The following is a 24,497-nucleotide window of genomic DNA, read 5'->3' as shown; positions in this document are numbered from 1 at the left end:
CTCATGCCCCCATACGTTGAATCGCAAAGCCGCGGGCGTAGCCTTCCGGATCGGCCCCCGTCCATACCGTTCCGTCCATCAATGTGCTGCTGCGCATCGTCTGACCCGGCGCGCTGATGCCGCCAACCGCCTGCGCCGCCTCTTTCCAGACGTCGATGCGGTTGATCCGCTGCGCCACCGCCTGATAATCCGGCGCCGCTTTCAGCAGCCCCCAGCGGCGGAACTGGGTCATAAACCACATGCCGTCCGACAGCCACGGGAAGCTGACTTCGCCGCGATCGTAGAAACGAATCGGGTGCGCGTCCTGCCAGCGGCGCCCCAGCCCGTTGCCGTACTCACCCAGCATCCGCCCGGTGAGGTACTGCTCTTTGGTATTCAGCCACGCGCGCTTCGCCAGAATGCGCGCCGTCTCACGGGTGTTCTCCGGCGAAGCCTCTATCCAGCGCGAAGCCTCCAGCACCGCGGCAACCAGCGCCCGGGCGGTGTTCGGGTTACGCTCCACCCACTCGCTGCGGGTGCCGAGAATTTTTTCCGGATGATCCGGCCAGATCTCCTGCGACGTGGCGGCGGTAAAACCGATGCGATCGTTGATGGCCCGCGCGTTCCACGGCTCGCCGACGCAGAAGCCCACCATGTTGCCGATCCGCATATTCATCACCATCTGCGGCGGCGGCACGACGACGGTGCGCACGTCGTCAAACGGATTGATGCCGCCGCTGGCCAGCCAGTAATAGAGCCACATCGCGTGGGTGCCGGTAGGAAAGGTATGGGCGAAGGTGTAGCAGCCCGGCGCGCTCTGGCCAATCAGCCGCTTCAGGCCGGCAAGATCGGTGACGTCTTTGTCCTGCAGATCGCGTGACAGGGTGATGGCCTGCCCGTTGCGGTTGAGGGTCATCAGGTTGGCCATGGACTGCGGTTTGCTGGCAATTCCCAGCTCGAGGCCGTACAGCAGGCCGTAGAGAATATGCGCCGCGTCCAGCTCGCCGGAGATCAGCTTATCGCGCACCGCCGCCCAGCTGGCCTCTTTGGTCGGCACAAGGGTAATGCCGTATTTTTTATCAAAGCCTTTCAGCGATGCGATCGCCAAAGGCGCGCAGTCGGTTAGCGGAATAAAGCCCACCCGCACGGTGGTTTGCTCCGGCTTATCGGAGCCTGCCGCCCACGCCGCCTGCATCACCCCGGGCAGCAGCATCGCGCCGCCAAGCGCGGCCCCCGCCTGTAGAAAACGCCGCCGCGTTATTGAAATTTTATCGCCCATACCCGCTCCAGAACGCGCAAAAAAAAGCGCCCGACAGTGCTTACGCACTGCAGGACGCCTTTATCCACGGACCCGCATGCCGCCGTTGGCCTGCTGTCCAAAAATGATGAACTAACTCGATTTAACTGACTCTGTTTTAATTAATGCAAACGGGATGCCAGTTTTCCAGATAGCCGTTTTTGCCGCTTTTCCTCCCTGCTGCGGCGGTGGTCAGGGCCAGAATTGCACCGCCGACAGGCAGGGAATGCCCACTCATTGTGCACCTACTCCTTTGGGGTTAGCGGCCATAATGACTTCACCATCAGCAGGGCGCGGGCAATTTCCACCATCCGCTGATTCTTATCCATCGCCATCTTGCGCAGCGCCTGCCAGGCCTGCTCTTCGCTCATTCCCTGATGGGACATCAGGACGCTTTTGGCCTTCTCAATGACCTTGCGCTCTTCGAGGCTATCCTTGAGCGACGCCAGCTGACCGGAAAGCTGCTGTAGCTCATAGGCCTGCTGGCGCACCAGCGGCAGTAGCTGCCGGTCCAGCCGTCGCGCAACGTCGTCCCCGCCGTCCTCTTCCGGCCAGCGGTCGGGCGGCATCTCCGGCCCGCTCCCCTGCAGCAGCCGATCGGCGGCATCGAGCAGATCGCTAATCAGCTGCTCTTCCAGACCGCGCATCAGCTCCAGCCGCTGCGTCTGGGCGCAGAACCAGCGCAGCGCCGTTTCGCCGCTCTCCTGCGAAGGCAGGCGGGTGCAGGCGATACGCCGCAGTTGCTCTATTTCGAGGCCGGCCTGGCACTGCTCATAGAACAGCGCGGTCTGTGCCGCATCGGCCAGGGCCAGAAAGCTGTCAAAGCACGGCTGCTGCCCGTCGATCCGGTCCACCAGCAGCTGGCGCAGCTCATCGCTGAACTGACCGCGGGCAAAGCCCGACGCCCCCAGCGCGCGCTCCTGACCCACCAGCTCTTTGCCCTGCATAAAGCTGTAGAGCGCCACCATCCCGCCGGCGATCTGCGGGTCGTCGATGCTGTCATTGAGCTGCGGGACGATATTCAGCAGATGCCGGATAATGCGGCTGAACTGACCGGTCGCCTCCTCGGCGGCAATCGTACGAAGACGTACGGCCTCGCGCAGAACAGGAAGCTGCCCGAGGTACCATACCGCGCTGGCGATACGCCAGCACAGGGCGCTGCTGGCGCTGGCGCGCGTTGGCCCCAGCGCCAGGCGAAAGGCGGCCAGCCGTTCATCCACCAGCGCCCCGCCGGCGCGACACTCGGCGGCGTAGAGCCGGCCGCCGGAGCAGAGCCAGATATTGGACGCCCCGCGCTCGCACTGCAGCATATGCACCAGGGCGCTAATCTGATTGGCCAGCGCCCCCTGCTGCGCCAGCTGACGCAGCTGCTGCTTCTGGAGCTGGCGCGCATGTTGGAACCAGTCGTTTGCTTCAGGCACGGTGCCGGCCGTATTATTCATACCCCCTCCCGGGTTAACGCTTTATACTTCAGCTAAGCAATAACCGTGCCTTATACCAAGGAGTCCTTATGCAAAGTATTGTGCTTATCGCCAACGGCGCCGCCTACGGCAGCGAATCCCTGTTCAACAGCCTGCGTCTGGCGATCGCCCTGTGCGAACAGCAGTCCGAGCTGGCGCTGAAGGTGTTTTTAATGTCCGATGCGGTCACCGCCGGGCTGCGCGGTCAAAAGCCGGCGGAAGGCTATAACATTCAGCAGATGCTGGAGATCCTCACCGCGCAGAACGTGCCGGTAAAGCTGTGCAAAACCTGCACCGACGGCCGCGGGATCACCACCCTGCCGCTGATCGATGGCGTCGAGATCGGTACGCTGGTTGAGCTGGCGCAGTGGACGCTGGCGGCGGATAAAGTCCTGACCTTCTGAGTTAACCCTCTTTAGCAGGATTAAATATCAGGCTGGCAGCGTTTATTGCCTTAAAAAATATGCCAGCTGAATGCTTTCAGGAACAACGTCATTTTTGTTTAATCTTTATCCTTTTTTTTGATCAAAATCATCATCCGCACCTTCCCCATTTGGTGTTATGCCATGAGCAAAGTGTGAACAATATCACGCGCAGGATTGAACGGGCAGGATGCCGTGGGCTGACAAAGACGGGGTAGGAAAATGGCAATGGTAAAAGCAAGTTTGACGTTGTTTGGCGGTGATACGCTGGTGGTGCGCTGTTCAGAGCGCTGCCATATTCACCTGATGAGCGCTAAGGTTCCAGGCGACAGCCACGCGGATGTGCTGAGCGTGCAGGACCGGGACCGCGCGTATATGACCGTGCCCTACAGCGGCACCTGGAACGTGCTTATTGACAGCCACAGCCAGTCGCTGGAGCACTCAATTAGCTACGTTCCCGCCTGATACGTCCGCTTCTCGCATTCTGACCGCAGGTTTCATGCCCGGGCTTTCCGGGCATTTCTCAGGCCAGCCCCGGCTGACCGCTATCACCCAGCAGATTTCGCACCTTGCCGACCAGATCGTCGAGGCAATCATCGTGCATGCCGAGTTTACGCAGCTCCTGCTCCAGCGAAAAAAGATACTGAGCGTTAGTGCCGAGCGGACCGCTGGCTTTGGCAATCAGCGGCGCGATCACCTGGGCGCTGGTATCGGCTTCGAACAGCGGATGGCGCGGATCCATAATAAAGACCAGCGCGTTGACCGTCCGGCCGTCGTCGAGCTCCAGCTTGCACCAGGTCGGCAGATAGCAGCCGGTGATCATCTCCCGCTTCCACAGCAGGGTGAGCTCCTCTTCCAGGGTGCAGTCCGGCAGGCGATAGGCGACGCCGGTGGTGCGTCCGCCCTCCTTCAGCGCCAGCATGCGCCCCGGCTGATGCGCGCTTCCGCGCCCGGCGGTGAGCCGCAGACAAAAGGCGCGGTGCCAGCCCGGCAGCGTGCCGGTACAGGACTCACGATACTCAAGGGCCGGGTTCCACATCAGCGACCCGTAGCCAAAAATCCAGACCGATCCCGCATCCGGACGACAGGCTAAAGTGGCCGCCAGCGAGGCCGCCCGTTGCTCTGCCGACCAGAGTAGCGATTCCTCAATAGCGCCAAACGCCGTCTTACAATCCGCATTGATTAAGAAATCACGTGTTAACACTTCTACTACCTCCGCCACTGCCCGCTTCCGGCGTTTATCTGATGCCATCCTTGTGAAACATTGCTGAATTATTATCCAGCTTTATTTGGCAATTAGCAATTGACGCCGCGCGGGCGCCGGCCGGGCAGCAGAACCGGCTATGACTTCCTGTGCCAGCGGTCATCGTCTCCCTTGCGGTAGTTATGTTTTACCGCCGCCCAGGCCACCTTATGCGCGGTCTCTTCGCGGCTGGCGTCGCCCCGGCGATCCTCGCTGCTCTTGTACTGCTCCCAGGCGCTGTTAAACGCTTCTTTATAAATCTCCTGCGCATGTTCAGGCAGGACGTGGCGGACGCTATCGGGTAGTTCTTTTTTACTGTGATAAGGCATATTGTCCTCCAGAAAGGGGAAGTAATTTAAGTCTGGAACGCAATATTGGGCTACGCAAGGCGCGAGGGAGTGAGAAGTCGACTTTAGTAATTATCTGAATCATAAATATAAAAGCGCAATAACAGCAGGTTATAGCAATCTAACACCATTAGTGGTTGATAGCGGTAAATTTAAGTAAAAAAACCAATCAACTTCCGTAATGTCTGTTATTTTATCAACTTACGGTATCTATAATTATAACACCTGCACAATATGGAGATGGTTGATGACCCATGCACATGAGGCGGTAAAAACCCGCCACAAGGAGACGTCCCTCGTATTTCCGCTGCTGGCACTGGCGGTGCTTTTCTTCTTCGGAAGTAGCCAGTCACTGCCAGTGGTTATTGCGATTAATATTCTGGCGTTAGTCGGTATTCTCAGCAGCGCATTCAGCGTAGTACGCCACGCGGACGTGCTGGCCCACCGCCTGGGCGAGCCCTACGGTTCGCTAATTTTAAGCCTGTCGGTAGTGATTCTGGAAGTCAGCCTGATTTCCGCGCTGATGGCCACCGGCGACGCGGCGCCGACGCTAATGCGCGATACTTTGTACTCCATCATTATGATCGTCACCGGCGGGCTGGTCGGCTTCTCGCTGCTGCTGGGCGGGCGTAAGTTCGCCACCCAGTATATGAATCTGTTCGGCATTAAGCAGTATTTAATCGCCCTGTTCCCGCTGGCGATTATCGTGCTGGTGTTTCCCATGGCCCTGCCCGGCGCCAACTTCTCCACCGGCCAGGCGCTGCTGGTGGCGCTTATCTCTGCGGCCATGTATGGCGTGTTCCTGTTGATTCAGACCAAAACGCACCAGAACCTGTTTATTTATGAGCATGAAGATGACGGCGACGACGATGACCCGCATCACGGCAAGCCGTCGGCGCACAGCAGCGGCTGGCATACCGCCTGGCTGCTCATTCACCTGATTGCGGTGATTGCGGTGACCAAGATGAACGCCAACCCGCTGGAGACGCTCCTGACCAGCATGAACGCGCCGGTGGCCTTTACCGGTTTCCTGGTGGCGCTGCTGATCCTCTCGCCGGAAGGCCTGGGCGCCCTGAAGGCGGTGTTAAACAATCAGGTACAGCGTGCGATGAATCTGTTCTTCGGCTCGGTGCTGGCCACCATCTCTCTGACCGTACCGGTCGTGACCCTGATTGCCTTTTTAACCGGCAACGAGCTGCACTTTGGCCTCGGCGCGCCGGAAATGGTGGTGATGGTCGCCTCGCTGCTGCTGTGCCAGATCTCTTTTTCGACCGGGCGCACCAACGTGCTGAACGGCGCGGCGCACCTGGCGCTATTCGCCGCCTATCTGATGACTATTTTTGCCTGACGCTCCCCTGGCGGCATAAGCAGCGTGCCGGGCGCATAAAAAAAGCCTGCCGGTTTTACAACCGACAGGCTTTTGTCATATCAGGGGGCCGTTACTTGCTGGTATCCAGCTCGTCAAAGCCTTTAACCAGATCGTCGATGGCCTTCATTTGCTTCAGGAACGGCTCCAGCTTATCCAGCGGCAGCGCGGACGGGCCGTCGCATTTCGCATGATCCGGGTCCGGGTGCGCTTCAATAAACAGGCCCGCGATACCGACCGCCATTCCGGCGCGCGCCAGTTCGGCAACCTGCGCGCGACGGCCGCCGGAAGCGGCGCCAAACGGGTCGCGGCACTGCAGCGCGTGGGTAACGTCAAAGATAACCGGCGAGTTGTTAGAGGCTTTTTTCATCACCCCAAAGCCCAGCATATCCACAACCAGGTTGTCGTAGCCGAAGTTAGCGCCGCGGTCGCAGAGGATCACCTGGTCGTTGCCGCCTTCAATGAACTTGTCGACAATGTTGCCCATCTGGCCCGGGCTCACGAACTGCGGCTTCTTCACGTTGATCACCGCGCCGGTTTTCGCCATCGCTTCAACCAGGTCGGTCTGGCGGGCAAGGAACGCCGGCAGCTGAATCACGTCAACCACGTCGGCCACGGCCTGCGCCTGGCTGGCTTCATGAACGTCAGTGATGATTTTCACGCCGAAAGCCTGCTTCAGCTCCTGGAAAATCTTCATCCCCTCTTCCAGACCCGGCCCGCGATAGGAGTGGATGGAAGAACGGTTGGCTTTATCAAAAGAGGCTTTGAACACATAAGGAATGCCCAGCTTCTGCGTCACCGTCACGTAGTGTTCACAGATACGCATCGCGAGATCGCGGGATTCCAGCACGTTCATCCCGCCGAACAGGACGAAAGGCAGGTCGTTTGCTACGTTGATATCACCAATGCTAACCACTTTTTGTTTCATAAGATCGCCTTATCAGGGTGTAACCGGAATCATTCCAGATAAATACGCGTCATACCTCAAAGCCGCCTCAGCGCGGCGTATTTCGCGTATATCGACTAATGCAAGGTAATTTGTTTGTGCGAAATCGTGTTGATTTGCGCGCGGATCATTTCGCTGATCGGGTCTTCGGGACACTGTTCGACGAAGTAGTTCAGATCCAGCAGCGCCACGTGGTCGCACTCGAGCTGGGCGTAAATCAGCCCGCGGTCGCGGATCTCGTACGGGTCTTCCGGGTTGAACTGCAGCAGCGCTTCGCTGGCGCGCAGGGCCAGCTCCATCTGCCGCTCTTCCATCAGCGCCGATTTTAAAGTGTCGAGCAGCTTGTGGATTACTTCCGCGTTATCCGCCTCGTCAAGATCCTCGTTGAACAGCTCGGCCACCGGGCTAATATTGCCCTTCAGCCACACTTCCAGGGTGTGCTCATTGAGCGTTTCCCCATTGAACGGGTTAATCAGCCACATCTCTTCGCTGTCTTCAGGATCGGCGCGCAGCAGCATCTGCGTCGGGAAAATCACCGGCACCACCGGCAGATCCATGCGCTGGGCAATCCACAGCACAATCGCCCCCAGCGACGCGGCGCTCCCCTGACGATTAATCAACACCTTATCAATCCACAGGGCATCGGAAAGCCGGTAGACGCCGTGGGAGTCGCTGAAGCCCCATTCATGATAGAAAAGCTCCAGCAGCCGCTCCAGCTGACGTTCCTGATCCCACGAGGTTGCGATCTCTTCCTGCGCCAGGCCCAGCAGCCGCTCCAGCTCGTCCTGCACGTAAGCTGTTGGAAAGTCGTCGCGGATCAATTCAGAAATGAGGACCATTCCATCGCACAGTGGCGCTTTATTAAATTCGAAATCAGCTAGTGACCTCATGACTTACCCCAGTAACGGTGTTCTTGTGATGGCGAGTTGTATGATGATGAACAACACCACCAAAGCCAGCAGGAAAGCGATAAACCCGCTCTGCTGGCTGCGCGGATGCCGACGGCCCAGCGCGATAAAACCCAATGCGATGTAAATAATAACGCCAAACAGCTTCTCCGTCAGCCATGCGCCCTCTTCAGTAAACGGCAGATAGTGCGTTATTGCCATTAATCCGGCGCCGCTGAGAAATAATAGCGTGTCGCTGCAGTGCGGGACGATACGTACCCAGCGACGGTTAAGCTGCGGGCTGCCGCTATAGCGCCACCAGTAGCGTAACGCGAACAGGCTGACCGACACCACCACCGCCGCGATATGCAGATACAGCACCGCGGTAAACAGATTCATACGTCAACCTTCTTATCCATAGCCGGGAAACGTCCTAACGTCAGGCGGTCGTTATCGCCGTAATCGCGGCAGGTCACCACGTCCAGGTATCCCGCATCGCGGAACAGTTCGCGCACCGCGGCGCCCTGCTGCCAGCCGTGCTCCAGCAGCATCAAGCCATCAGGCGTCAGGAAGCGGCGCCCTTCGCGAACGATGTGCGCCAGATCGGCAAGACCCTTATCGGCGGCGACAAGCGCCGTTTTCGGCTCAAAGCGAACGTCGCCCTGCGCCAGATGCGGGTCGGTTTCGTCGATATAGGGCGGGTTGCTGACGATGATTTCAAACTGCTGGCCCGCCAGCGCGCTGAACCAGTTACTCTGCAGCACCGTCACGTTGGTGATGGCGAGCTGAGCCGCGTTGCGCGCGGCTAAAGCGGCGGCGTCGGGCATAAAGTCGACCGCCGTCACCCGGCAATCAGGACGCTCGCTGGCCAGCGCCAGCGCAATCGCGCCGGTGCCGGTGCCTAAATCGAGGATTCGACACGGCGTCGCCGGCAGCCGCGCCAGCGCCTGTTCGACGAGACACTCGGTGTCCGGACGCGGGATCAGGGTCGCCGGCGATACCAGCAGCGGCAGCGACCAGAATTCGCGCTGACCGACCAGGTGCGCGATCGGCTCGCCGCGCTGGCGGCGGCTCAGCAGCGCCTCCAGCTCGACCAGCTGGTCGTCAGTCAGCGCCGTTTCGCCAAAGGCGAGCAGCCAGGTGCGCGCCCTGCCGGTAACGTGTCCCAGCAGGATCTCCGCGTCGCGGCGCGGGCTTTCGCTGTCGCTCAGCCGGGCAATCGCCTGCGCCAGCCACCGTTGAAAAATCATCATTCCTGCTCGGAAAGCGCTGCCAGCTGATCGGCCTGATATTCCTGGACAATCGGCTCAATGAGCATATCCAGCTTACCTTCCATCGTTTCATCCAGACGGTAGAGCGTCAGGTTGATGCGGTGGTCGGTCACGCGGCCCTGCGGGAAGTTATAGGTGCGGTTACGATCGCTACGATCGCCGCTGCCCAGCAGGTTGCGTCGGGTAGAGGCTTCCGCCTGCTGGCGCTTGGCCACTTCGGCGGCACGAATGCGCGAGCCCAGCACCGACAGCGCCTTCGCTTTGTTCTTGTGCTGAGAGCGTTCGTCCTGGCACTCCACGACGATGCCGGTCGGTAAGTGGGTAATACGAATCGCGGAATCGGTGGTGTTAACGTGCTGCCCGCCCGCCCCTGAGGAGCGGAAGGTGTCGATACGCAGATCGGCCGGGTTGATGTCCGGCATTTCGGCTTCCGGCAGCTCCGGCATCACCGCGACGGTACAGGCGGACGTATGGATACGCCCCTGGGATTCGGTCGCCGGCACGCGCTGGACGCGGTGGCCGCCGGACTCGAACTTCAGCCGGCCGTAGACGCCGTCGCCGCTGATTTTAGCGATCACCTCTTTATAGCCGCCGTGCTCGCCGTCGTTGGCGCTGAGGATCTCCACGCGCCAGCGGCGGGCTTCCGCGTAGCGGCTGTACATGCGGAACAGATCCCCGGCAAACAGCGCCGCTTCGTCCCCGCCGGTACCGGCGCGAACTTCGACGAAGGCGTTACGCTCATCGTCCGGATCTTTTGGCAGCAGCCGAACCTGCAGCTGCTGCTCCATCTCTTCGCTCTTATCTTTGGCGTCGCGCAGCTCTTCCTGCGCCATTTCGCGCATCTCCGGATCGTCAAGCATCATCTGCGCGGTTTCAATATCATCCTGCACCTGACGCCACGCGGTATAGCAGCGCGCAACGTCGCTCAGCTGCGCGTACTCGCGCGACAGCGCGCGGAACCGATCCTGATCGGCGATGGTCGTAGCATCCCCCAGCAGCGCCTGAACTTCCTCATGGCGTTCGTACAGAGCTTCCAGTTTGGCAACAATAGAAGGCTTCATAGGTGTGAATTAACCCTGTCCTGAAAAAAGAGAGAAATGGCGCTATTCCAGCCCGAGGCTGTTGCGCAGAATATGCAGGCGTTCGTCGTCCCCGTCACGGGCGGCCTGCTGAAGAGATTTGGTTGGCGCGTGGATCAGGCGGTTAGTCAGCTTACGCGCCAGGTCCTGCATGATTTCCTGGGCATCGCCGCCCTGCTCCAGCGCAGCCAGCGCTTTTAGCGTCAGCTCCTCGCGGACCTGTTCGGACTGGGAGCGATATTCACGGATAGTCTCGCTCGCGCTCTGGGCGCGCAGCCAGGCCATAAATTCGCTGGTTTCCTGCTCGACGATCGATTCCGCCTGTACCGCGGCGGCTTTACGCTGCGCCAGGTTGTGCTGAATGATGTTTTGCAGGTCGTCGACGCTGTAGAGATAGGCGTTCGCCAGCTTGCCGACTTCGGGCTCGACGTCGCGGGGCACCGCGATATCGACCAGCAGCATCGGCTGATTGCGGCGCGCCTTCAGCGCACGTTCCACCATCCCTTTGCCAATTATCGGCAGCGGGCTGGCGGTGGAAGTAATAATAATATCGGCGTCTTTCAGCCGTTCATCGATGTCGCTCAGGGCAATAACCTCAGCGCCGACTTCATCCGCCAGCACCTGGGCGCGTTCACGGGTGCGGTTGGCAATGACCATTTTGCGTACGTGGTGCTCGCGCAGGTGGCGGGCTACCAGTTCGATGGTCTCCCCGGCGCCCACCAGCAGCACCGTCACGCTGGAGAGCGATTCGAAGATTTGTCGCGCCAGCGTACAGGCGGCGAACGCGACGGAGACCGCGCTGGCGCCAATGTCCGTTTCGGTCCGCACGCGCTTGGCAACGGAGAATGACTTCTGGAACATCCGCTCCAGCTCGCTGACGTTGAGATGCCCGCGGCTGGAATCAGCAAAGGCTTTTTTAACCTGACCGAGGATCTGCGGCTCGCCGAGCACCAGCGAATCCAGGCCGCTGGCGACGCGCATCAGATGGCTGACCGCATCGTTATCCTGGTGCCAGTAGAGGCTGTTTCGCAGATCGTCTTCATTAAGATGGTGGTAATCACACAGCCAGCGGATGAGCACTTCCTGCAGATTATCCTGCTCCTCAACGCTGAGATAGAGCTCCGTGCGGTTACAGGTCGACAGCACCACGCCTCCCTGCACCATTGGCTGAGCCAGCAAGCTCTCCAGCGCCTCATCGAGCGTGTCCGGCGAAAACGTTACGCGTTCTCGCAGCGCTACCGGAGCTGTTTTATGATTAATGCCAAGAGCTAAAAGGGTCATTGTGAGGGAGTAGTACCAGCGTTGCTAAGGTTAGTCTGAGCGCATCATACAGGATGCGCGGAATCAATAAAAGAGACGCTCCCCTTTTGGAGTAATAGCCAGGGCGTAACAGCCACTAACGGTAATTTTTTGATTTCAGACAATTTGAACGTAGACGCTACCGCCGGGCAACGCTAGCATTAAAGGTTATTATTGTAACCCGCTACACAAATCGTGTGCGTATTCACCCTATCGCCGGATTTCACTGTAGACATCAAGGATTTGTCATCATTATGAATCGACTGCTCCGCCTGTTGCCCCTGGCAAGCCTGGTCCTGACCGCCTGTACGCTCAACGCCCCGCAAGGCCCCGCTAAAAGCCCGGACTCGCCGCAGTGGCGCCAGCACCAGCAGGATGTCCGCAATCTTAGCCAGTTCCAGACCCGCGGCGCCTTTGCCTGGCTTTCCGACGAGCAAAAGGTTTACGCCCGCTTCTTCTGGCAGCAGACCGGGCAGGATCGCTATCGCCTGCTGCTGACCAACCCGCTGGGCAGCACCGAACTGTCGCTGACCGCGCAGCCGGGTAGCGTAACGCTGATCGATAACAAGGGTCAGACCTACACCGCAGCCGACGCGGAAGAGATGATTGGCCGCCTGACCGGAATGCCTATCCCGCTGAACAGCCTGCGCCAGTGGATCGTCGGCCTGCCGGGGGATGCGACCGACTACACCCTCGATCAGCAGTATCGTTTGAGCACCCTCAACTATACGCAAAACGGTAAAACATGGCGCGTGACTTACGGCGGATATACCAGCGATACCACGCCATCGCTGCCGGCCAACATGGAGCTCAACAACGGCAGTCAGCGCATCAAGCTGAAAATGGATAACTGGATTGTGAAATGATGACCCGCTGGCCCTCTCCTGCGAAACTGAACCTGTTTCTATATATTACCGGACAGCGCGCCGACGGTTATCACCAGCTGCAGACGCTGTTCCAGTTTCTCGACTACGGCGATACGTTAACCATTGAAGCGCGCGATGACGGCGAGCTACGCCTGCTGACGCCGGTGGACGGCGTGCCGAATGAAGAGAATTTGATTATTCGCGCCGCCAGGCTGCTGATGCGGGCGGCGGCGGAACGCGGGCGGCTGGCAGCCGGCAGCGGCGCCGATATCAGCATCGAGAAGCGCCTGCCGATGGGCGGCGGGCTGGGCGGCGGCTCGTCCAACGCCGCCACGGTGCTGGTGGCGCTGAATCAGATCTGGGGCTGCGGACTATCTGAAGATCAGCTGGCAACGCTCGGGCTGCAGCTCGGCGCCGATGTGCCGGTCTTCGTTCGCGGTCATGCGGCCTTTGCCGAAGGCATTGGCGAAATACTGACCCCGGTCGAACCGGCGGAAAAGTGGTACCTCGTCGCCCATCCTGGAGTCAGTATTCCTACCCCGGTCATCTTTCGCGACCCCGAGCTACCACGAGATACCCCGATCAGGTCAATAGATACGTTGCTAAAATGTGAATTTCGCAATGATTGCGAGGTTATCGCAAGAAAACGTTTTCGCGAGGTTGATGCGGCGCTTTCCTGGCTGTTAGAATATGCGCCGTCGCGCCTGACTGGCACAGGAGCGTGTGTCTTTGCTGAATTTGACACCGAATCTGCCGCTCGTCAGGTGCTGGAGAAAGCCCCGGAATGGCTACAAGGCTTTGTTGCGCGCGGAGTTAACATCTCGCCGCTCAGGCTAGCCCTACTCTAAGTTGCTCCGTTTTAGCGTGAGCAATAAATAAGTATGCCGGGCAAATTGAGTTACGGTGACAACGTCACCCTGTTCCAGACGTTGCATCGCTCTCTTTAAATACACCGCCTGGATGGAACGGCGCCGCCGCACGGTTTTTGGCCCTTTTCATCCACCACTGGACGCATGCCTGAGGTTCTTCTCGTGCCTGATATGAAGCTTTTTGCTGGTAACGCCACCCCGGAACTAGCACAACGTATTGCCAACCGCCTGTACACTTCTCTTGGCGACGCCGCTGTAGGTCGTTTTAGCGACGGCGAAGTCAGCGTACAAATCAATGAAAACGTACGCGGTGGTGATATTTTCATCATCCAGTCCACTTGTGCTCCCACCAACGACAACCTGATGGAACTGGTTGTTATGGTTGATGCCCTGCGTCGCGCTTCGGCGGGTCGTATCACCGCTGTTATTCCTTACTTCGGCTATGCTCGCCAGGACCGCCGCGTGCGTTCCGCCCGCGTGCCAATCACGGCTAAAGTGGTTGCGGACTTCCTGTCCAGCGTTGGCGTTGACCGCGTGCTGACCGTTGACCTGCACGCTGAACAGATCCAGGGCTTCTTCGACGTTCCGGTTGATAACGTATTCGGCAGCCCAATCCTGCTGGAAGATATGCTGCAGCTGAATCTGGATAACCCGATCGTGGTTTCTCCGGACATCGGCGGCGTCGTGCGCGCCCGCGCTATCGCCAAACTGCTGAACGATACCGATATGGCCATCATCGACAAACGTCGTCCGCGCGCTAACGTCTCCCAGGTGATGCATATCATCGGCGACGTGGCTGGCCGCGACTGCGTCATGGTTGACGACATGATCGATACCGGCGGTACGCTGTGCAAGGCGGCAGAAGCGCTGAAAGAACGTGGTGCTAAACGCGTCTTCGCTTACGCTACTCACCCGATTTTCTCCGGCAACGCAATCCAGAACATTAAAAACTCGGTGATTGATGAATTCGTCGTTTGCGATACTATTCCGCTGGCGCCAGAAATCAAAGCCCTGGAAAAAGTTCGTACCCTGACGCTGTCTGGTATGCTGGCAGAAGCGATTCGTCGTATCAGCAACGAAGAATCTATCTCTGCAATGTTCGAGCATTAATCGAGCCTGGCCCAAAGAAACCCGCTGAGGCGGGTTTTTTTGTCTCTTAAACCAATTTGTATGACCATTGCCTCCTTCACCTGCCATATTAGTTGACAGATGATGCGCCCATGGATGAAACATTATCGTGAATAGATTATTTTCCCCCCACGTGATGCCTTTCCGCGCCCTCATCGACGCTTGCTGGAAAGAAAAATATACCTTTTCGCGCTTCACCCGCGACCTGATTGCCGGGATAACGGTGGGGATTATTGCCATCCCTCTGGCGATGGCGCTGGCAATTGGCAGCGGCGTCGCGCCGCAGTACGGACTCTATACCTCCGCCGTCGCCGGGATCATCATCGCGCTGACCGGCGGCTCGCGCTTTAGCGTTTCCGGCCCGACCGCCGCCTTTGTGGTGATCCTTTATCCGGTATCGCAGCAGTTTGGCCTCTCCGGGCTGCTGGTCGCGACGCTGATGTCCGGTATTTTTTTAATTCTTTTCGGCCTGGCCCGCTTCGGGCGGCTAATTGAGTATATCCCGCTCTCGGTGACCCTCGGATTTACTTCAGGTATCGGTATTACTATCGGTACCATGCAGATTAAGGACTTTCTTGGCCTGCAGATGGCGCACGTGCCGGAGCACTACCTGCAGAAAGTCGCCGCCCTGGTCATGGCGCTGCCGACCGCCAACCTTGGCGATGCGGCGATCGGGATCGTCACTCTCGGTACTCTGATTATGTGGCCGCGTCTCGGGATCCGCCTGCCCGGCCACCTGCCCGCGCTGCTGGCAGGATGCGTCGTAATGGTGATCGTGAATCTGCTGGGCGACCAGGTTGCCACCATCGGCTCCCAGTTCCACTATATTCTGGCCGACGGCAGCCAGGGCAACGGTATTCCGCAGCTGCTGCCGCAGCTGGTGCTGCCCTGGGATATGCCGGGCTCCGATTTCACCCTCAGCTGGGCCTCGCTGCAGGCGCTGCTGCCGGCGGCGTTCTCGATGGCCATGCTTGGCGCTATCGAATCGCTGCTGTGCGCGGTCGTGTTGGACGGTATGACCGGCACCAAGCACAAGGCGAACAGCGAGCTGATTGGCCAGGGCCTGGGCAATATCGTCGCGCCTTTCTTCGGCGGCATTACCGCGACCGCGGCGATTGCCCGCTCGGCGGCAAACGTCCGCGCCGGGGCGACCTCACCGGTCTCCGCGGTAATCCATGCCCTGCTGGTGATCATGGCGCTGCTGATCCTCGCCCCGCTGCTCTCCTGGCTGCCGCTTTCAGCGATGGCGGCGCTGCTGCTGATGGTGGCGTGGAATATGAGCGAAGCGCATAAGGTAGTGAACCTGCTGCGCTATGCGCCGAAAGACGACATTATCGTGATGCTGCTGTGCATGTCGCTGACCGTGCTGTTTGATATGGTCATTGCGATTAGCGTCGGTATCGTGCTGGCTTCGCTGCTGTTTATGCGCCGTATTGCCCGCATGACGCGCCTGGCTCCGGTCAACGTAGAGGTTCCCGACGACGTGCTGGTGCTGCGGGTTATCGGCCCGCTGTTCTTCGCCGCCGCCGAGGGGCTGTTTAACGATCTGGAAACGCGAATCGAGGGTAAACGGATCGTGGTGCTGAAATGGGATGCGGTGCCGGTGCTGGACGCCGGCGGCCTGGATGCCTTCCAGCGCTTCGTGAACAAGCTGCCGGAAGGCTGCGAGCTGCGGGTCTCTAACCTGGAGTTTCAGCCGCTGCGTACCCTGGCCCGCGCCGGCGTCCAGCCCATTGCCGGACGCCTGAGCTTCTACCCCGATCGCAACGCCGCGCTGGCGGATATTTAACTAGCGGGATGCGGGCGTTTGCGCCCGCATCATCACCCCTATCGCCTGCTGGAGCCAGCCGAGCACCGGCGGCGTCATCCACGTCCCTTTCATCAGATGCGGTTCGCGCTCCATCGCGTGGCGAAACTTTTGCTGGGTCTGCGGGCTGGTTCCGGCATACGACTGAAACAGCGCCAGCCACTGCCGCGCCAGCTTTTGCCCGGCCTCGGATGCCGGATCGGTCTGTTCAGCGCAGGCCTGATGCAGCGCCGATACCAGCCCCGGCCACTCCATCAGCCGATCGAAGTAGTGCTCACGGGTAAACGCCAGCTCGTCGGCGTTCAAATAACGCGCCCAGATCGCCAGCTTGCTTTGCGCAAAGGCGTGGGTAATGTAGTCCACCACCTCGGGGGTAATCCCGGTTTGCGCGCGCATTTGCGGTTCCGCAGCGTGCATCTCATTGAGGCGGGTGAGAAACTCAGGCCGCCCGGCGGTGTCAAGCTCCAGGCGCTCCATCCAGCGGGTGGCCAGCGCCATCGCCGGCGGCGAGTCCGGCGGACAGCGCTCCTCCATCAGCCGCCGCGCTTCAACGACCAGCGCCTGCCAGATTTGATTGCGCTGCTCGTCCTGTTCTGCGAACGGCAGCGCCTGTAGTTCCTGCGGACTAAACCAACGATCGTACATATTCATAAGCTCCAGAGTCTGTAGCCAGGACTCAAGATCGGGTTCATTCCCGCTACCCAGTTCATCGCGCAGCAGCGACAGCCTTTCGCGCAGCGTTGAAATCGTGCGCAGCTGCGTATCAAGGGTGGCAATTTGCTGCCCCAACAGGTCGGATAACGAAAGCGAACCGCGATCGAGATGCCCCTTAATAGCGGCGAGTTCCAGCCCGGCCTGTGCCAGCGCCTTAATCATATGCAGCCGCTGAACGGCCGCCAGATCGTACAGCCGATAACCCGCCGCGCTTCTGGCCGAAGGCGTCAGCAGCCCGGTTTGCTCATAGTGATGTAGCGTACGGACGGTTATTCCGGCGCGTTTCGCCAGTTCCCCCACCTGAATTAACATGACTGCTCCTTTTGCCTGCCAGTGGCACAACTCTGCCGCCTGACGTTACGTTAGGGTCAAGCGCATATTTATCAACGGGGCAACAATATCAGCGGGACTGCCGTTGCGGGAGTAAAATAAGCAGGAGTAACATAATCAGCCAGCCGGTTAGATTGCGGCTGGCGGCTGTGCGGATGAGTTCACAAAATTGCACCCGCCTGGCGACAGGTGCAAGCAATGGACTGGCCTAGCTGTGGCGATGCTGGTCGCGACGGCAGCGTTTGTCGTAGTGGCGCACCCACCAGTATCTGTCGCCGACCTGTTCATGACCGCCGACGCGCGCGCCGGCAAGCCAGAGAACGGCGCCGACGAAGATGCTGAGGATCGCGCCGTGCGCGAAGAACTGCGGCAGGTCAAGCTGCGGTAGCTGGTTTAAAATGGAGTAGCCGACGCCAACAACCATGACGACCAACCCTAAACCCATCAGTATATTACCGAGTAACGAAGCGTTTCTGCGTTTCATATGTCACCTCCGGAACCTTGGGTTATCTGAGAGTATCCTCAGAACTTATAGGCGAAGTATAGACAATAGGCAGAAGAGTGATTGCGTAGGCGATCACATTAGCGAGCAACAAACCAACAAAAGTTTACAAATAACTTACTGAACAACATCAAATTCTAATGGTTCACCGGCGAAATTATCATCGCGATAGCGCTGCGTTGGCAGAATTTTGTCAAGCGCGCTCGCAGACAGTACACTACGCGCCAGAGAACGACCCATGCAGGATATAAAAGTGACGATAAAACTGATTGTCGGCCTGGCTAACCCCGGTGCGGAATACGCGGCAACACGCCATAACGCGGGCGCCTGGTACGTAGATCTCCTGGCCGACCGCCACCGCGCCCCGCTGCGCGAAGAGAGCAAATTCTACGGCTACACCTCGCGGATTAACTTTGCCGGCGAGGATGTCCGCCTGCTGGTGCCGACCACCTTTATGAACCTCAGCGGTAAAGCCGTGGCGGCGATGGCCACCTTTTACCGGATTAATCCCGATGAGATTCTGGTCGCCCACGATGAGCTGGATTTGCCGCCCGGCGTGGCGAAATTTAAGCTCGGCGGCGGCCACGGCGGACATAACGGCCTGAAAGATATCATCAGTAAATTGGGCAATAACCCGAACTTTCACCGCTTACGCGTCGGAATCGGCCATCCAGGCGATAAAAATAAAGTTGTCGGCTTTGTATTAGGTAAACCGCCGCTTAGCGAGCAGAAACTGATTGATGAGGCCGTTGATGAAGCCGCGCGCTGTACGGAAGTCTGGCTGAAAGATGGCCTGACCAAAGCAACCAACCGTTTACACGCATTTAAAGCGCAATAACCGGCCGACGTGCGGAATTTTTGCCGCACACCGTGTATAATAGGCGAAGCTATTTACTTTTCTACAATCTGTTCAATGTAACAGGTTGATTATCCAAAGATTAAGGTGATTTAAATCATGGGATTCAAATGCGGTATCGTCGGTTTGCCCAACGTCGGCAAATCCACCCTGTTCAATGCGCTCACCAAAGCGGGTATTGAAGCGGCCAACTTCCCCTTCTGTACTATTGAGCCGAACACCGGTGTCGTACCGATGCCCGATCCGCGTCTGGATAAGCTGGCCGAAATCGTAAAACCGCAGCGCATCCTGCCGACTACCATGGAATTCGTCGACATCGCGGGCCTGGTAAAAGGCGCATCCAAGGGCGAAGGTCTGGGCAACCAGTTCCTGACCAACATCCGCGAAACCGAAGCGATCGGCCACGTTGTTCGCTGCTTTGAAAACGACAACATCATCCACGTTAACAACAAAGTGGATCCGGCTGACGATATCGACGTTATCAACACCGAGCTGGCGCTGTCCGATCTTGATACCTGCGAGCGCGCGATTCATCGCGTACAGAAGAAGGCAAAAGGCGGCGATAAAGACGCAAAAGCTGAACTGGCCGCGCTGGAAAAATGCTTGCCGCAGCTCGAAAACGCCGGCATGCTGCGCGCCCTGGCGCTGACGGACGAAGATAAAGCCGCCATCAAATACCTGAGCTTCCTGACCCTGAAGCCAACCATGTACATCGCCAACGTCAACGAAGACGGCTTCGAGAACAACCCGTATCTCGATAAAGTCCGCGAAATCGCCGCCGCCGAAGGTTCGGTGGTGGTTGCCGTCTGCGCCGCCGTTGAATCCGATATTGCGGAACTTGACGACGCCGATCGCGATGAGTTCATGGCCGAGCTGGGCCTCGAAGAGCCGGGCCTGAACCGCGTTATTCGCGCTGGCTACGAGCTGCTGAACCTGCAGACCTACTTCACCGCCGGCGTTAAAGAAGTCCGCGCGTGGACCATTCCTGTCGGCGCGACCGCACCGCAGGCGGCGGGTAAAATCCACACCGACTTCGAAAAGGGCTTTATCCGCGCTCAGACCATCGCTTATGAAGACTTTATCACCTACAAAGGCGAACAAGGCGCTAAAGAAGCCGGTAAAATGCGCGCCGAAGGCAAAGACTACATCGTTAAAGATGGCGACATCATGAACTTCCTGTTCAACGTCTAAGATTCATTTTTGTTGTCTAATGAGATCTCAATGTATCTCATGAAGACTGACAAAACTCATAAAATCCACGCAGTTGCGTGGATTTTTCTTTTCATGGCGTCTCATTTCATCTCATGACAGCGCAGTTAAAAATGAGTACAGCAATGAGTATAATCAGTTTTCATCTTTCAGCATCGACCAGATGACTCTCGCGTTTTTGAGTCCAGCACAACTATTAAAATAACCCGCCCAAAGGCGTTATTTTGCTTTTCAGCGGCCGAATTCTCCAGCGACGATGTTCGATTATTCACCGCCAGCGACTCACTCCGTGAAAGATAAGAGCAGTCCCTTTACATCAAAACCCCAACGCCTGACCGTCGCGGCGGCTGTCGCTGGCGGCGACATAGCCGTGATTCGGGTCATCCGACAGCCGCCAGATAAATTGCCCGGCGCCAAAATCCATATAGGGATCGTCCACGGCTTTAAACCGGTGCCCGCGGGACTGTAGCTGCTGTGCCACTGCCGGGTCAAAACCCGTTTCCAGATCGAGGGTAAAATCCCGATTAACCTTCCAGCGTGGAGCATCACAGGCCGTCTGGGGTTGCTGATGAAAATCCAGCATGCGGACCAGCGTTTGTACATGGCCCTGGGGCTGCATATCGCCTCCCATTACGCCAAAACTCATCTGTGGCTGACCCTCTTTGGTCAGGAACGCCGGGATAATAGTATGGAAGGGACGTTTTCCTGGCTCCAGCACATTGGCTGATTTGGGATCGCTGGAGAATCCGGCTCCCCGGTTTTGCAGGCTGATGCCATATTCCGGTACCACCACGCCCGAACCGAAACCCATATAGTTGGACTGAATAAAGGAGACCATCATGCCCTGTTCGTCAGCGGTGGTAAGATACACGGTGCCGCCGGTACGCGGCACTCCCGCCGTAGGCAGGCTGGCGCGCGTCAGGTCAATTTGGGCGGCACGCTGTTGCAGGTAGCTGCTGTCCAGCATTTGTTGGGGGGTGATTTCCATTGATCTCGGATCGGCCACGTAACGATAGACATCGGCAAAGGCCAGTTTCATCGCTTCAATTTGCAGATGCTGCGCATCAATGCCATCCAGCACCAGGCTGGCAAGATCAAACTGTTCCAGAATGCCCAGCGCTATCAGCGCCGCAATACCCTGTCCGTTCGGGGGGATCTCATGCACATCATAACCGCGATAGCGCTGGCTGACGGGCGTCACCCATTCCGGCTGATACGCCTGTAAATCCTGCAGTGTCAGGCTGCCCCCCGTTTGCTGTGACCAGCTCACCATGGCGTCGGCCATTTCGCCTTCATAAAACGCCCGGGCGCCCTGGTCGGCCAGCAGGCGCAGAGTTCTCGCGGCAGCTGGAAAACGAAACAACTCCCCGGTTTTCGGCGCTCGGCCATCGGGCATGAACACATCGGCAAAACCAGGCTGCTGCGCAAGGAGCGGAACGGCCGCTTGCCATTTACGGGCCACCATCGGCGCCAGCGTTACGCCACGTTCGGCAATCTCAATGGCGCTGTGCATCAGGCGGGAGAACGGGAGTTTGCCGAACCGCCGATGTAACGCTTCCCAGCCTGCGACGGCGCCCGGCACCGTGACGGTATCCCAGCCTCGTTCCGGACGTTTTGCCAGCCCAGAGGCATCGTCACCGTAGCGGCGATGAAAATAGTTCAGGTCCCAGGCAGCCGGAGCGGGGCCGGAGGCATTCAACCCATGCAGTTGCCCGTCGGCCCATATCAGCGCAAAGGCATCGCTGCCCAAACCGTTTGACACCGGCTCTACGATGGTCAATGTGGCGGCGGTGGCGATGGCGGCATCCACCGCGTTGCCGCCTTCCAGCAATATACGATTGCCTGCCTGCGCCGCCAGCGGATGTGACGTGGAGACGATGTTACGGGCGAATACCGGCGTGCGCGGCGTATGATACGGGTTATGCCAGTTAAAACTCATGGTTGTTCCCCCTGTTGTACGCGTTGTTCCGCCGCTGACTGTAATGCCCGGCGGTCAACTTTATTGGTGCCTGCCAGCGGGAAGCCTCCCGTCAGCCAGATATGGCGCGGATGTAAATATGCAGGCCCCTGCTGCAGAACCCAGCTTTTCAGCGCCTGAGGGTCGAGGTTTTCTCCGGCGCGAGGGATCACCCAGGCGACGGGCTTCTGGCCTTTGATATCGTCCACCACAGGTACCACACAGGCCTGTTGTACCTGAGGGTGGCTTTCCAGCAGTTTCTCCACCTCGCCCGGCCAGATATTTTCACCACCGCAGACGAACATGTCGTCATGACGGCCGATGAACCAGAAAAAGCCCTGCTCATCCCGCCGGAACACATCGCCGGTAATGTAGTAACCGTCATCGGTAAACGGCACAGGCACATCGGGACGCTGGTGATAGCCTTGCATCAGCGCCGGGCTTTTCATCTCCAGCACGCCTTCATCCGCCAGCGTGCCGTCACCGTTGCGCAGCCGTACGCTGACCGCCTGATGGGGATAGCCCGGGGAGCCTGTGGGCGTTGTCAGCCCCTGCGGATGGGGCGCAAAGACCACCGGTCCAGCTTCCGTGGTGCCGTAGGCATTAATGATGCGCGCCTGCGGCAGCCAGTGGCGCAGCGACCGATAGAGGCCGTCGCTTACCGGCGCCGATCCCATTCGAATCACCCGCACGCAGGAGAGATCGCTGGTCGCCAGCAGATCTTTTTCCTGCAACATCATCGCCAGCATGGGCGGGACGGCTGTGAGCCAGGTGCAGCGGTAGTGGCTCACCGCCCGGAGATATTCACGGGCGGTAAACTGCGGCAGCAGCACCGTAGTCACCTTGCTTGCGAGCGTCAGCAGCGCCAGCGCCAGCGCGTTCATATGGTAAAACGGCGCGGCAATCAGCACGCGCTCATCCGTTAGTTCCCGGTTTGCCAGACGCGTGGCCACCACCCAGCGGTGGCTGGCGTGCGTCAGGCGCACGCCTTTCGGCATCCCGGTAGAACCGGACGTGTAGAGCATCAGGGCGAGATCGTCGTCAGCAGGGATAAAGCAGTTCAGCTCTCCGGGCAATTGCAGGGCCTCCAGCTCGGCGCCAAAACTGATGCGAGGCTGATGACAGGTGACGCGGGCAAGCTGATCTGCATCTCCCATCAGCAGATGGCTGCCGCTGTCCGTCAGGATGCGCTCAATGGTACTGATCGGAAAACGAAAGTTTATCGGTACCGCCACCAGACCGGCACGCATAATCCCCAGCAGGCAGGCCATATAGTCAATGGAATTCCGCGCCAGGATGGCCACGCGCGTTCCGGCAGGCCAGTTAAATTGCTTCAGGCCGAGGCCAATGGCGTCCGCCCGATCGTTCAACTGTCGGAAGGTTATTTCCCGCTGCGCGCCATCCGCCTGGGGGGTTATAAAAGCCGCCCGATCGCTGTGGCGCAGGGAGGGACGGAAGGCGCCGAGGTTGTCAGGTAAGGTATCAGTCATGGTTAAACTCCAGCACCAGCGAGAGGGCGGGGATCGCCACGCTCAGGTAGCCATGGTGTTGTTGCAGAGGAAAATGCTGTTGTTCTGCCGCTGTGGCGATTGCCCCGGCGTCAGCGCCGGAAATCCGGATACTGGCAAACCGGCTTTCGCGGTCATCCGCAAGCGGCAATAGCGCACCATATTGCGCCTGCCATGCGGCGTAACTTGTCACCTGTAACAGGTCGGTATCCCCCAGCCTGGCGTAATTTTCGCGGGTGGCTGCCGGATCGCGCGCCACCACGGTTAGTCCCTGAATTCGGCCCGGCTGTAGCCACTCGTCACGCCATACCCATTCCGGAGTGTGGTGCTGGCAGAAATAGACTCTCCCCGCGCTGAAGCTGCCGGACGTCAGACGCACGGTGCTGAAACGGGCCTCCCCTGTCTCCTCGCCGCTGGCGACATGACGGGAAAAATGCTGTACCGGTTGCACGTTGAACCCTGCATCCTGCAGGAGACCTTCTGTCTGTGCCGCGTCATCGCTGGCGAAGACCAGCCCGTCAATACCCGGCGGCGTATCCAGTAGTTCCCGGCGTAGCGGCTCCCCCTGCGCGGGCAGGCCAATCAGCTCCAGATAGTGGTCAGCAAACATGATCAAATGGTTGATCGAACCGAGGCTGTGATAGCCCCGCGGGGTTAAGGTGAAACCCAGCGCCCGGAACAGCGTTGCGCTATCATCCAGCGCAAAATGGCTGTTGATCACCAGATGATCCAGTTTCAGACTCATGCCGCCCCCTGCTGCGCCGGCGTGGCGTACAAACCACGTCCGCTGGCCACCAGACGGCCTTCTGCGTCATAAACCCAGGCTTCAGCGCTGGATGCCAGTTTGCCGTGTTTAATCACTTTTGCTTTCACCGTGAGTTCACCGCGGGCCGGGCGATGGTAATCCACATGCAGGTTGAGCGTGGGTACGCCCCTGTGGGTCCATGCCGCCAGCGCCCAGTCGGCGGCCAGGTCAATCAGCGTGGCGAGAATACCGCCATGGATGTAGCCTCCGACCGGGTTAACAACAAACTCCTCCCGGAAGGGCAGCGTCAGGGTAATTTCCCCTTCGCCGGCCTGCGTGACTTTGAGCCCCAGCCACTGGTGATAAGGGCCGTTCAGTAATTTTTGTTCGATGTCCTGCGCGTTCATTTT

The 24,497-nt window shown here is 58.8% G+C and carries 25 protein-coding genes; 9 read left to right on the top strand and 16 right to left on the bottom strand.

Annotation, left to right across the window (positions count from 1 at the left end):
* Position 1 precedes the first annotated feature (1 nt).
* Both AC1M2H_RS11930 and nasR read right to left on the bottom strand, forming a co-directional pair.
* Entirely contained in the window at positions 2 to 1,258 is a 1,257-nt protein-coding gene (locus AC1M2H_RS11930; RefSeq protein WP_480151502.1) for a CmpA/NrtA family ABC transporter substrate-binding protein, read from the bottom strand.
* Positions 1,259 to 1,521: 263 nt separating this feature from the next.
* A complete protein-coding gene (gene nasR, locus AC1M2H_RS11925) occupies positions 1,522 to 2,718 on the bottom strand; it encodes a nitrate regulatory protein NasR (RefSeq protein ID WP_480151501.1) in 1,197 nt (398 codons plus the stop codon).
* Positions 2,719 to 2,786: 68 nt separating this feature from the next.
* Here nasR and AC1M2H_RS11920 point away from each other — a divergent pair, with 68 nt between their 5' ends.
* Both AC1M2H_RS11920 and AC1M2H_RS11915 read left to right on the top strand, forming a co-directional pair.
* Positions 2,787 to 3,140: a DsrE/DsrF/TusD sulfur relay family protein gene (locus AC1M2H_RS11920; protein WP_480151500.1), complete on the top strand. Its 354-nt coding sequence runs from the start codon at positions 2,787 to 2,789 to the stop codon at positions 3,138 to 3,140.
* Positions 3,141 to 3,380: 240 nt separating this feature from the next.
* A complete protein-coding gene (locus tag AC1M2H_RS11915) occupies positions 3,381 to 3,623 on the top strand; it encodes a DUF1883 domain-containing protein (protein ID WP_045858962.1) in 243 nt (80 codons plus the stop codon).
* Positions 3,624 to 3,681: 58 nt separating this feature from the next.
* Here the strand turns inward: AC1M2H_RS11915 and AC1M2H_RS11910 are convergent, their stop codons facing one another.
* Together AC1M2H_RS11910 and chaB are read right to left on the bottom strand one after the other, a co-directional pair.
* On the bottom strand, positions 3,682 to 4,362 hold the full coding sequence (locus tag AC1M2H_RS11910) for a gamma-glutamylcyclotransferase (protein WP_041146095.1): 681 nt from the start codon (positions 4,360 to 4,362) through the stop codon (positions 3,682 to 3,684).
* Between the two features lie 137 nt (positions 4,363 to 4,499).
* Positions 4,500 to 4,730, bottom strand: coding sequence for a putative cation transport regulator ChaB (chaB, locus tag AC1M2H_RS11905; RefSeq protein ID WP_480151499.1), 231 nt, complete (start codon positions 4,728 to 4,730; stop codon positions 4,500 to 4,502).
* Between the two features lie 265 nt (positions 4,731 to 4,995).
* Between chaB and chaA the strand changes: the two genes are divergently transcribed.
* Entirely contained in the window at positions 4,996 to 6,096 is a 1,101-nt protein-coding gene (gene chaA, locus AC1M2H_RS11900; RefSeq protein WP_480151498.1) for a sodium-potassium/proton antiporter ChaA, read from the top strand.
* A 91-nt stretch (positions 6,097 to 6,187) separates the two neighbouring features.
* Here chaA and kdsA read toward each other — a convergent pair whose 3' ends face one another.
* The 6 genes from kdsA to hemA form a co-directional block, all read right to left on the bottom strand.
* Entirely contained in the window at positions 6,188 to 7,042 is an 855-nt protein-coding gene (kdsA, locus tag AC1M2H_RS11895) for a 3-deoxy-8-phosphooctulonate synthase (RefSeq protein ID WP_095101974.1), read from the bottom strand.
* A gap of 95 nt (positions 7,043 to 7,137) precedes the next feature.
* Positions 7,138 to 7,950: an invasion regulator SirB1 gene (gene sirB1 / locus AC1M2H_RS11890; protein ID WP_480151497.1), complete on the bottom strand. Its 813-nt coding sequence runs from the start codon at positions 7,948 to 7,950 to the stop codon at positions 7,138 to 7,140.
* 3 nt (positions 7,951 to 7,953) lie between these two features.
* Positions 7,954 to 8,346, bottom strand: coding sequence for an invasion regulator SirB2 (gene sirB2 / locus AC1M2H_RS11885; RefSeq protein ID WP_480151496.1), 393 nt, complete (start codon positions 8,344 to 8,346; stop codon positions 7,954 to 7,956).
* On the bottom strand, positions 8,343 to 9,197 hold the full coding sequence (prmC, locus tag AC1M2H_RS11880; protein WP_480151918.1) for a peptide chain release factor N(5)-glutamine methyltransferase: 855 nt from the start codon (positions 9,195 to 9,197) through the stop codon (positions 8,343 to 8,345). Before prmC ends, sirB2 begins: the two co-directional genes overlap by 4 nt.
* Entirely contained in the window at positions 9,197 to 10,279 is a 1,083-nt protein-coding gene (gene prfA, locus AC1M2H_RS11875) for a peptide chain release factor 1 (RefSeq protein WP_480151495.1), read from the bottom strand. Before prfA ends, prmC begins: the two co-directional genes overlap by 1 nt.
* 42 nt (positions 10,280 to 10,321) lie before the next feature.
* Entirely contained in the window at positions 10,322 to 11,578 is a 1,257-nt protein-coding gene (hemA, locus tag AC1M2H_RS11870; RefSeq protein WP_464415342.1) for a glutamyl-tRNA reductase, read from the bottom strand.
* A gap of 272 nt (positions 11,579 to 11,850) precedes the next feature.
* Between hemA and lolB the strand changes: the two genes are divergently transcribed.
* The 4 genes from lolB (at position 11,851) to dauA (ending at position 16,248) form a co-directional block, all read left to right on the top strand.
* Complete coding sequence (gene lolB, locus AC1M2H_RS11865) at positions 11,851 to 12,462, top strand: lipoprotein insertase outer membrane protein LolB (protein WP_480151494.1); 612 nt, start codon at positions 11,851 to 11,853, stop codon at positions 12,460 to 12,462.
* Entirely contained in the window at positions 12,462 to 13,310 is an 849-nt protein-coding gene (gene ispE / locus AC1M2H_RS11860) for a 4-(cytidine 5'-diphospho)-2-C-methyl-D-erythritol kinase (RefSeq protein ID WP_480151917.1), read from the top strand. Before lolB ends, ispE begins: the two co-directional genes overlap by 1 nt.
* 183 nt (positions 13,311 to 13,493) lie before the next feature.
* Positions 13,494 to 14,441 (top strand): ribose-phosphate diphosphokinase, encoded by a 948-nt coding sequence (gene prs, locus AC1M2H_RS11855; protein WP_004863536.1) that lies wholly within the window; start codon positions 13,494 to 13,496, stop codon positions 14,439 to 14,441.
* Between the two features lie 127 nt (positions 14,442 to 14,568).
* Complete coding sequence (dauA, locus tag AC1M2H_RS11850; RefSeq protein WP_480151493.1) at positions 14,569 to 16,248, top strand: C4-dicarboxylic acid transporter DauA; 1,680 nt, start codon at positions 14,569 to 14,571, stop codon at positions 16,246 to 16,248.
* Here dauA and AC1M2H_RS11845 read toward each other — a convergent pair whose 3' ends face one another.
* Together AC1M2H_RS11845 and ychH are read right to left on the bottom strand one after the other, a co-directional pair.
* Positions 16,249 to 17,292 (bottom strand): MerR family transcriptional regulator, encoded by a 1,044-nt coding sequence (locus AC1M2H_RS11845; RefSeq protein ID WP_480151492.1) that lies wholly within the window; start codon positions 17,290 to 17,292, stop codon positions 16,249 to 16,251.
* 226 nt (positions 17,293 to 17,518) lie between these two features.
* Positions 17,519 to 17,794 carry a stress-induced protein YchH gene (gene ychH / locus AC1M2H_RS11840; protein WP_346431313.1) on the bottom strand — a complete coding sequence of 92 codons (276 nt, stop codon included), beginning with the start codon at positions 17,792 to 17,794 and terminating at the stop codon, positions 17,519 to 17,521.
* A 271-nt stretch (positions 17,795 to 18,065) separates the two neighbouring features.
* On the opposite strand from ychH, the gene pth reads away from it, so the two are divergent.
* Positions 18,066 to 18,650 (top strand): aminoacyl-tRNA hydrolase, encoded by a 585-nt coding sequence (pth, locus tag AC1M2H_RS11835; RefSeq protein ID WP_426814441.1) that lies wholly within the window; start codon positions 18,066 to 18,068, stop codon positions 18,648 to 18,650.
* 117 nt (positions 18,651 to 18,767) lie between these two features.
* Positions 18,768 to 19,859: a redox-regulated ATPase YchF gene (gene ychF, locus AC1M2H_RS11830; protein ID WP_426814440.1), complete on the top strand. Its 1,092-nt coding sequence runs from the start codon at positions 18,768 to 18,770 to the stop codon at positions 19,857 to 19,859.
* Positions 19,860 to 20,193: 334 nt separating this feature from the next.
* Here the strand turns inward: ychF and ggt are convergent, their stop codons facing one another.
* The 4 genes from ggt to AC1M2H_RS11810 are packed head-to-tail and all read right to left on the bottom strand — an operon-like array spanning position 20,194 to position 24,494.
* On the bottom strand, positions 20,194 to 21,816 hold the full coding sequence (gene ggt / locus AC1M2H_RS11825) for a gamma-glutamyltransferase (RefSeq protein WP_480151491.1): 1,623 nt from the start codon (positions 21,814 to 21,816) through the stop codon (positions 20,194 to 20,196).
* Positions 21,813 to 23,324, bottom strand: coding sequence for a class I adenylate-forming enzyme family protein (locus tag AC1M2H_RS11820; RefSeq protein WP_480151490.1), 1,512 nt, complete (start codon positions 23,322 to 23,324; stop codon positions 21,813 to 21,815). The genes ggt and AC1M2H_RS11820 overlap by 4 nt, the downstream gene beginning before the upstream one ends.
* Positions 23,317 to 24,087 carry a VOC family protein gene (locus tag AC1M2H_RS11815; protein ID WP_480151489.1) on the bottom strand — a complete coding sequence of 257 codons (771 nt, stop codon included), beginning with the start codon at positions 24,085 to 24,087 and terminating at the stop codon, positions 23,317 to 23,319. Before AC1M2H_RS11815 ends, AC1M2H_RS11820 begins: the two co-directional genes overlap by 8 nt.
* On the bottom strand, positions 24,084 to 24,494 hold the full coding sequence (locus tag AC1M2H_RS11810) for a PaaI family thioesterase (RefSeq protein ID WP_480151488.1): 411 nt from the start codon (positions 24,492 to 24,494) through the stop codon (positions 24,084 to 24,086). The genes AC1M2H_RS11815 and AC1M2H_RS11810 overlap by 4 nt, the downstream gene beginning before the upstream one ends.
* Positions 24,495 to 24,497 lie beyond the last annotated feature (3 nt).

This window comes from Klebsiella sp. F11, assembly GCF_056712265.1.
This window is presented reverse-complemented; position numbering and strand designations above follow the sequence as displayed.

Coding starts and splice junctions, on each gene's coding strand:
- AC1M2H_RS11915 (WP_045858962.1), top strand. CDS start 3,381: ATGGCAATGGTAAAAGCAAGTTTGACGTTGTTTGGCGGTGATACGCTG.
- prmC (WP_480151918.1), bottom strand. CDS start 9,197: ATGATTTTTCAACGGTGGCTGGCGCAGGCGATTGCCCGGCTGAGCGAC.
- AC1M2H_RS11920 (WP_480151500.1), top strand. CDS start 2,787: ATGCAAAGTATTGTGCTTATCGCCAACGGCGCCGCCTACGGCAGCGAA.
- sirB1 (WP_480151497.1), bottom strand. CDS start 7,950: ATGAGGTCACTAGCTGATTTCGAATTTAATAAAGCGCCACTGTGCGAT.
- AC1M2H_RS11815 (WP_480151489.1), bottom strand. CDS start 24,087: ATGAGTCTGAAACTGGATCATCTGGTGATCAACAGCCATTTTGCGCTG.
- AC1M2H_RS11810 (WP_480151488.1), bottom strand. CDS start 24,494: ATGAACGCGCAGGACATCGAACAAAAATTACTGAACGGCCCTTATCAC.
- hemA (WP_464415342.1), bottom strand. CDS start 11,578: ATGACCCTTTTAGCTCTTGGCATTAATCATAAAACAGCTCCGGTAGCG.
- prfA (WP_480151495.1), bottom strand. CDS start 10,279: ATGAAGCCTTCTATTGTTGCCAAACTGGAAGCTCTGTACGAACGCCAT.
- AC1M2H_RS11820 (WP_480151490.1), bottom strand. CDS start 23,324: ATGACTGATACCTTACCTGACAACCTCGGCGCCTTCCGTCCCTCCCTG.
- ggt (WP_480151491.1), bottom strand. CDS start 21,816: ATGAGTTTTAACTGGCATAACCCGTATCATACGCCGCGCACGCCGGTA.
- chaA (WP_480151498.1), top strand. CDS start 4,996: ATGACCCATGCACATGAGGCGGTAAAAACCCGCCACAAGGAGACGTCC.
- ychF (WP_426814440.1), top strand. CDS start 18,768: ATGGGATTCAAATGCGGTATCGTCGGTTTGCCCAACGTCGGCAAATCC.
- sirB2 (WP_480151496.1), bottom strand. CDS start 8,346: ATGAATCTGTTTACCGCGGTGCTGTATCTGCATATCGCGGCGGTGGTG.
- AC1M2H_RS11845 (WP_480151492.1), bottom strand. CDS start 17,292: ATGTTAATTCAGGTGGGGGAACTGGCGAAACGCGCCGGAATAACCGTC.
- nasR (WP_480151501.1), bottom strand. CDS start 2,718: ATGAATAATACGGCCGGCACCGTGCCTGAAGCAAACGACTGGTTCCAA.
- ychH (WP_346431313.1), bottom strand. CDS start 17,794: ATGAAACGCAGAAACGCTTCGTTACTCGGTAATATACTGATGGGTTTA.
- ispE (WP_480151917.1), top strand. CDS start 12,462: ATGACCCGCTGGCCCTCTCCTGCGAAACTGAACCTGTTTCTATATATT.
- AC1M2H_RS11930 (WP_480151502.1), bottom strand. CDS start 1,258: ATGGGCGATAAAATTTCAATAACGCGGCGGCGTTTTCTACAGGCGGGG.
- kdsA (WP_095101974.1), bottom strand. CDS start 7,042: ATGAAACAAAAAGTGGTTAGCATTGGTGATATCAACGTAGCAAACGAC.
- lolB (WP_480151494.1), top strand. CDS start 11,851: ATGAATCGACTGCTCCGCCTGTTGCCCCTGGCAAGCCTGGTCCTGACC.
- chaB (WP_480151499.1), bottom strand. CDS start 4,730: ATGCCTTATCACAGTAAAAAAGAACTACCCGATAGCGTCCGCCACGTC.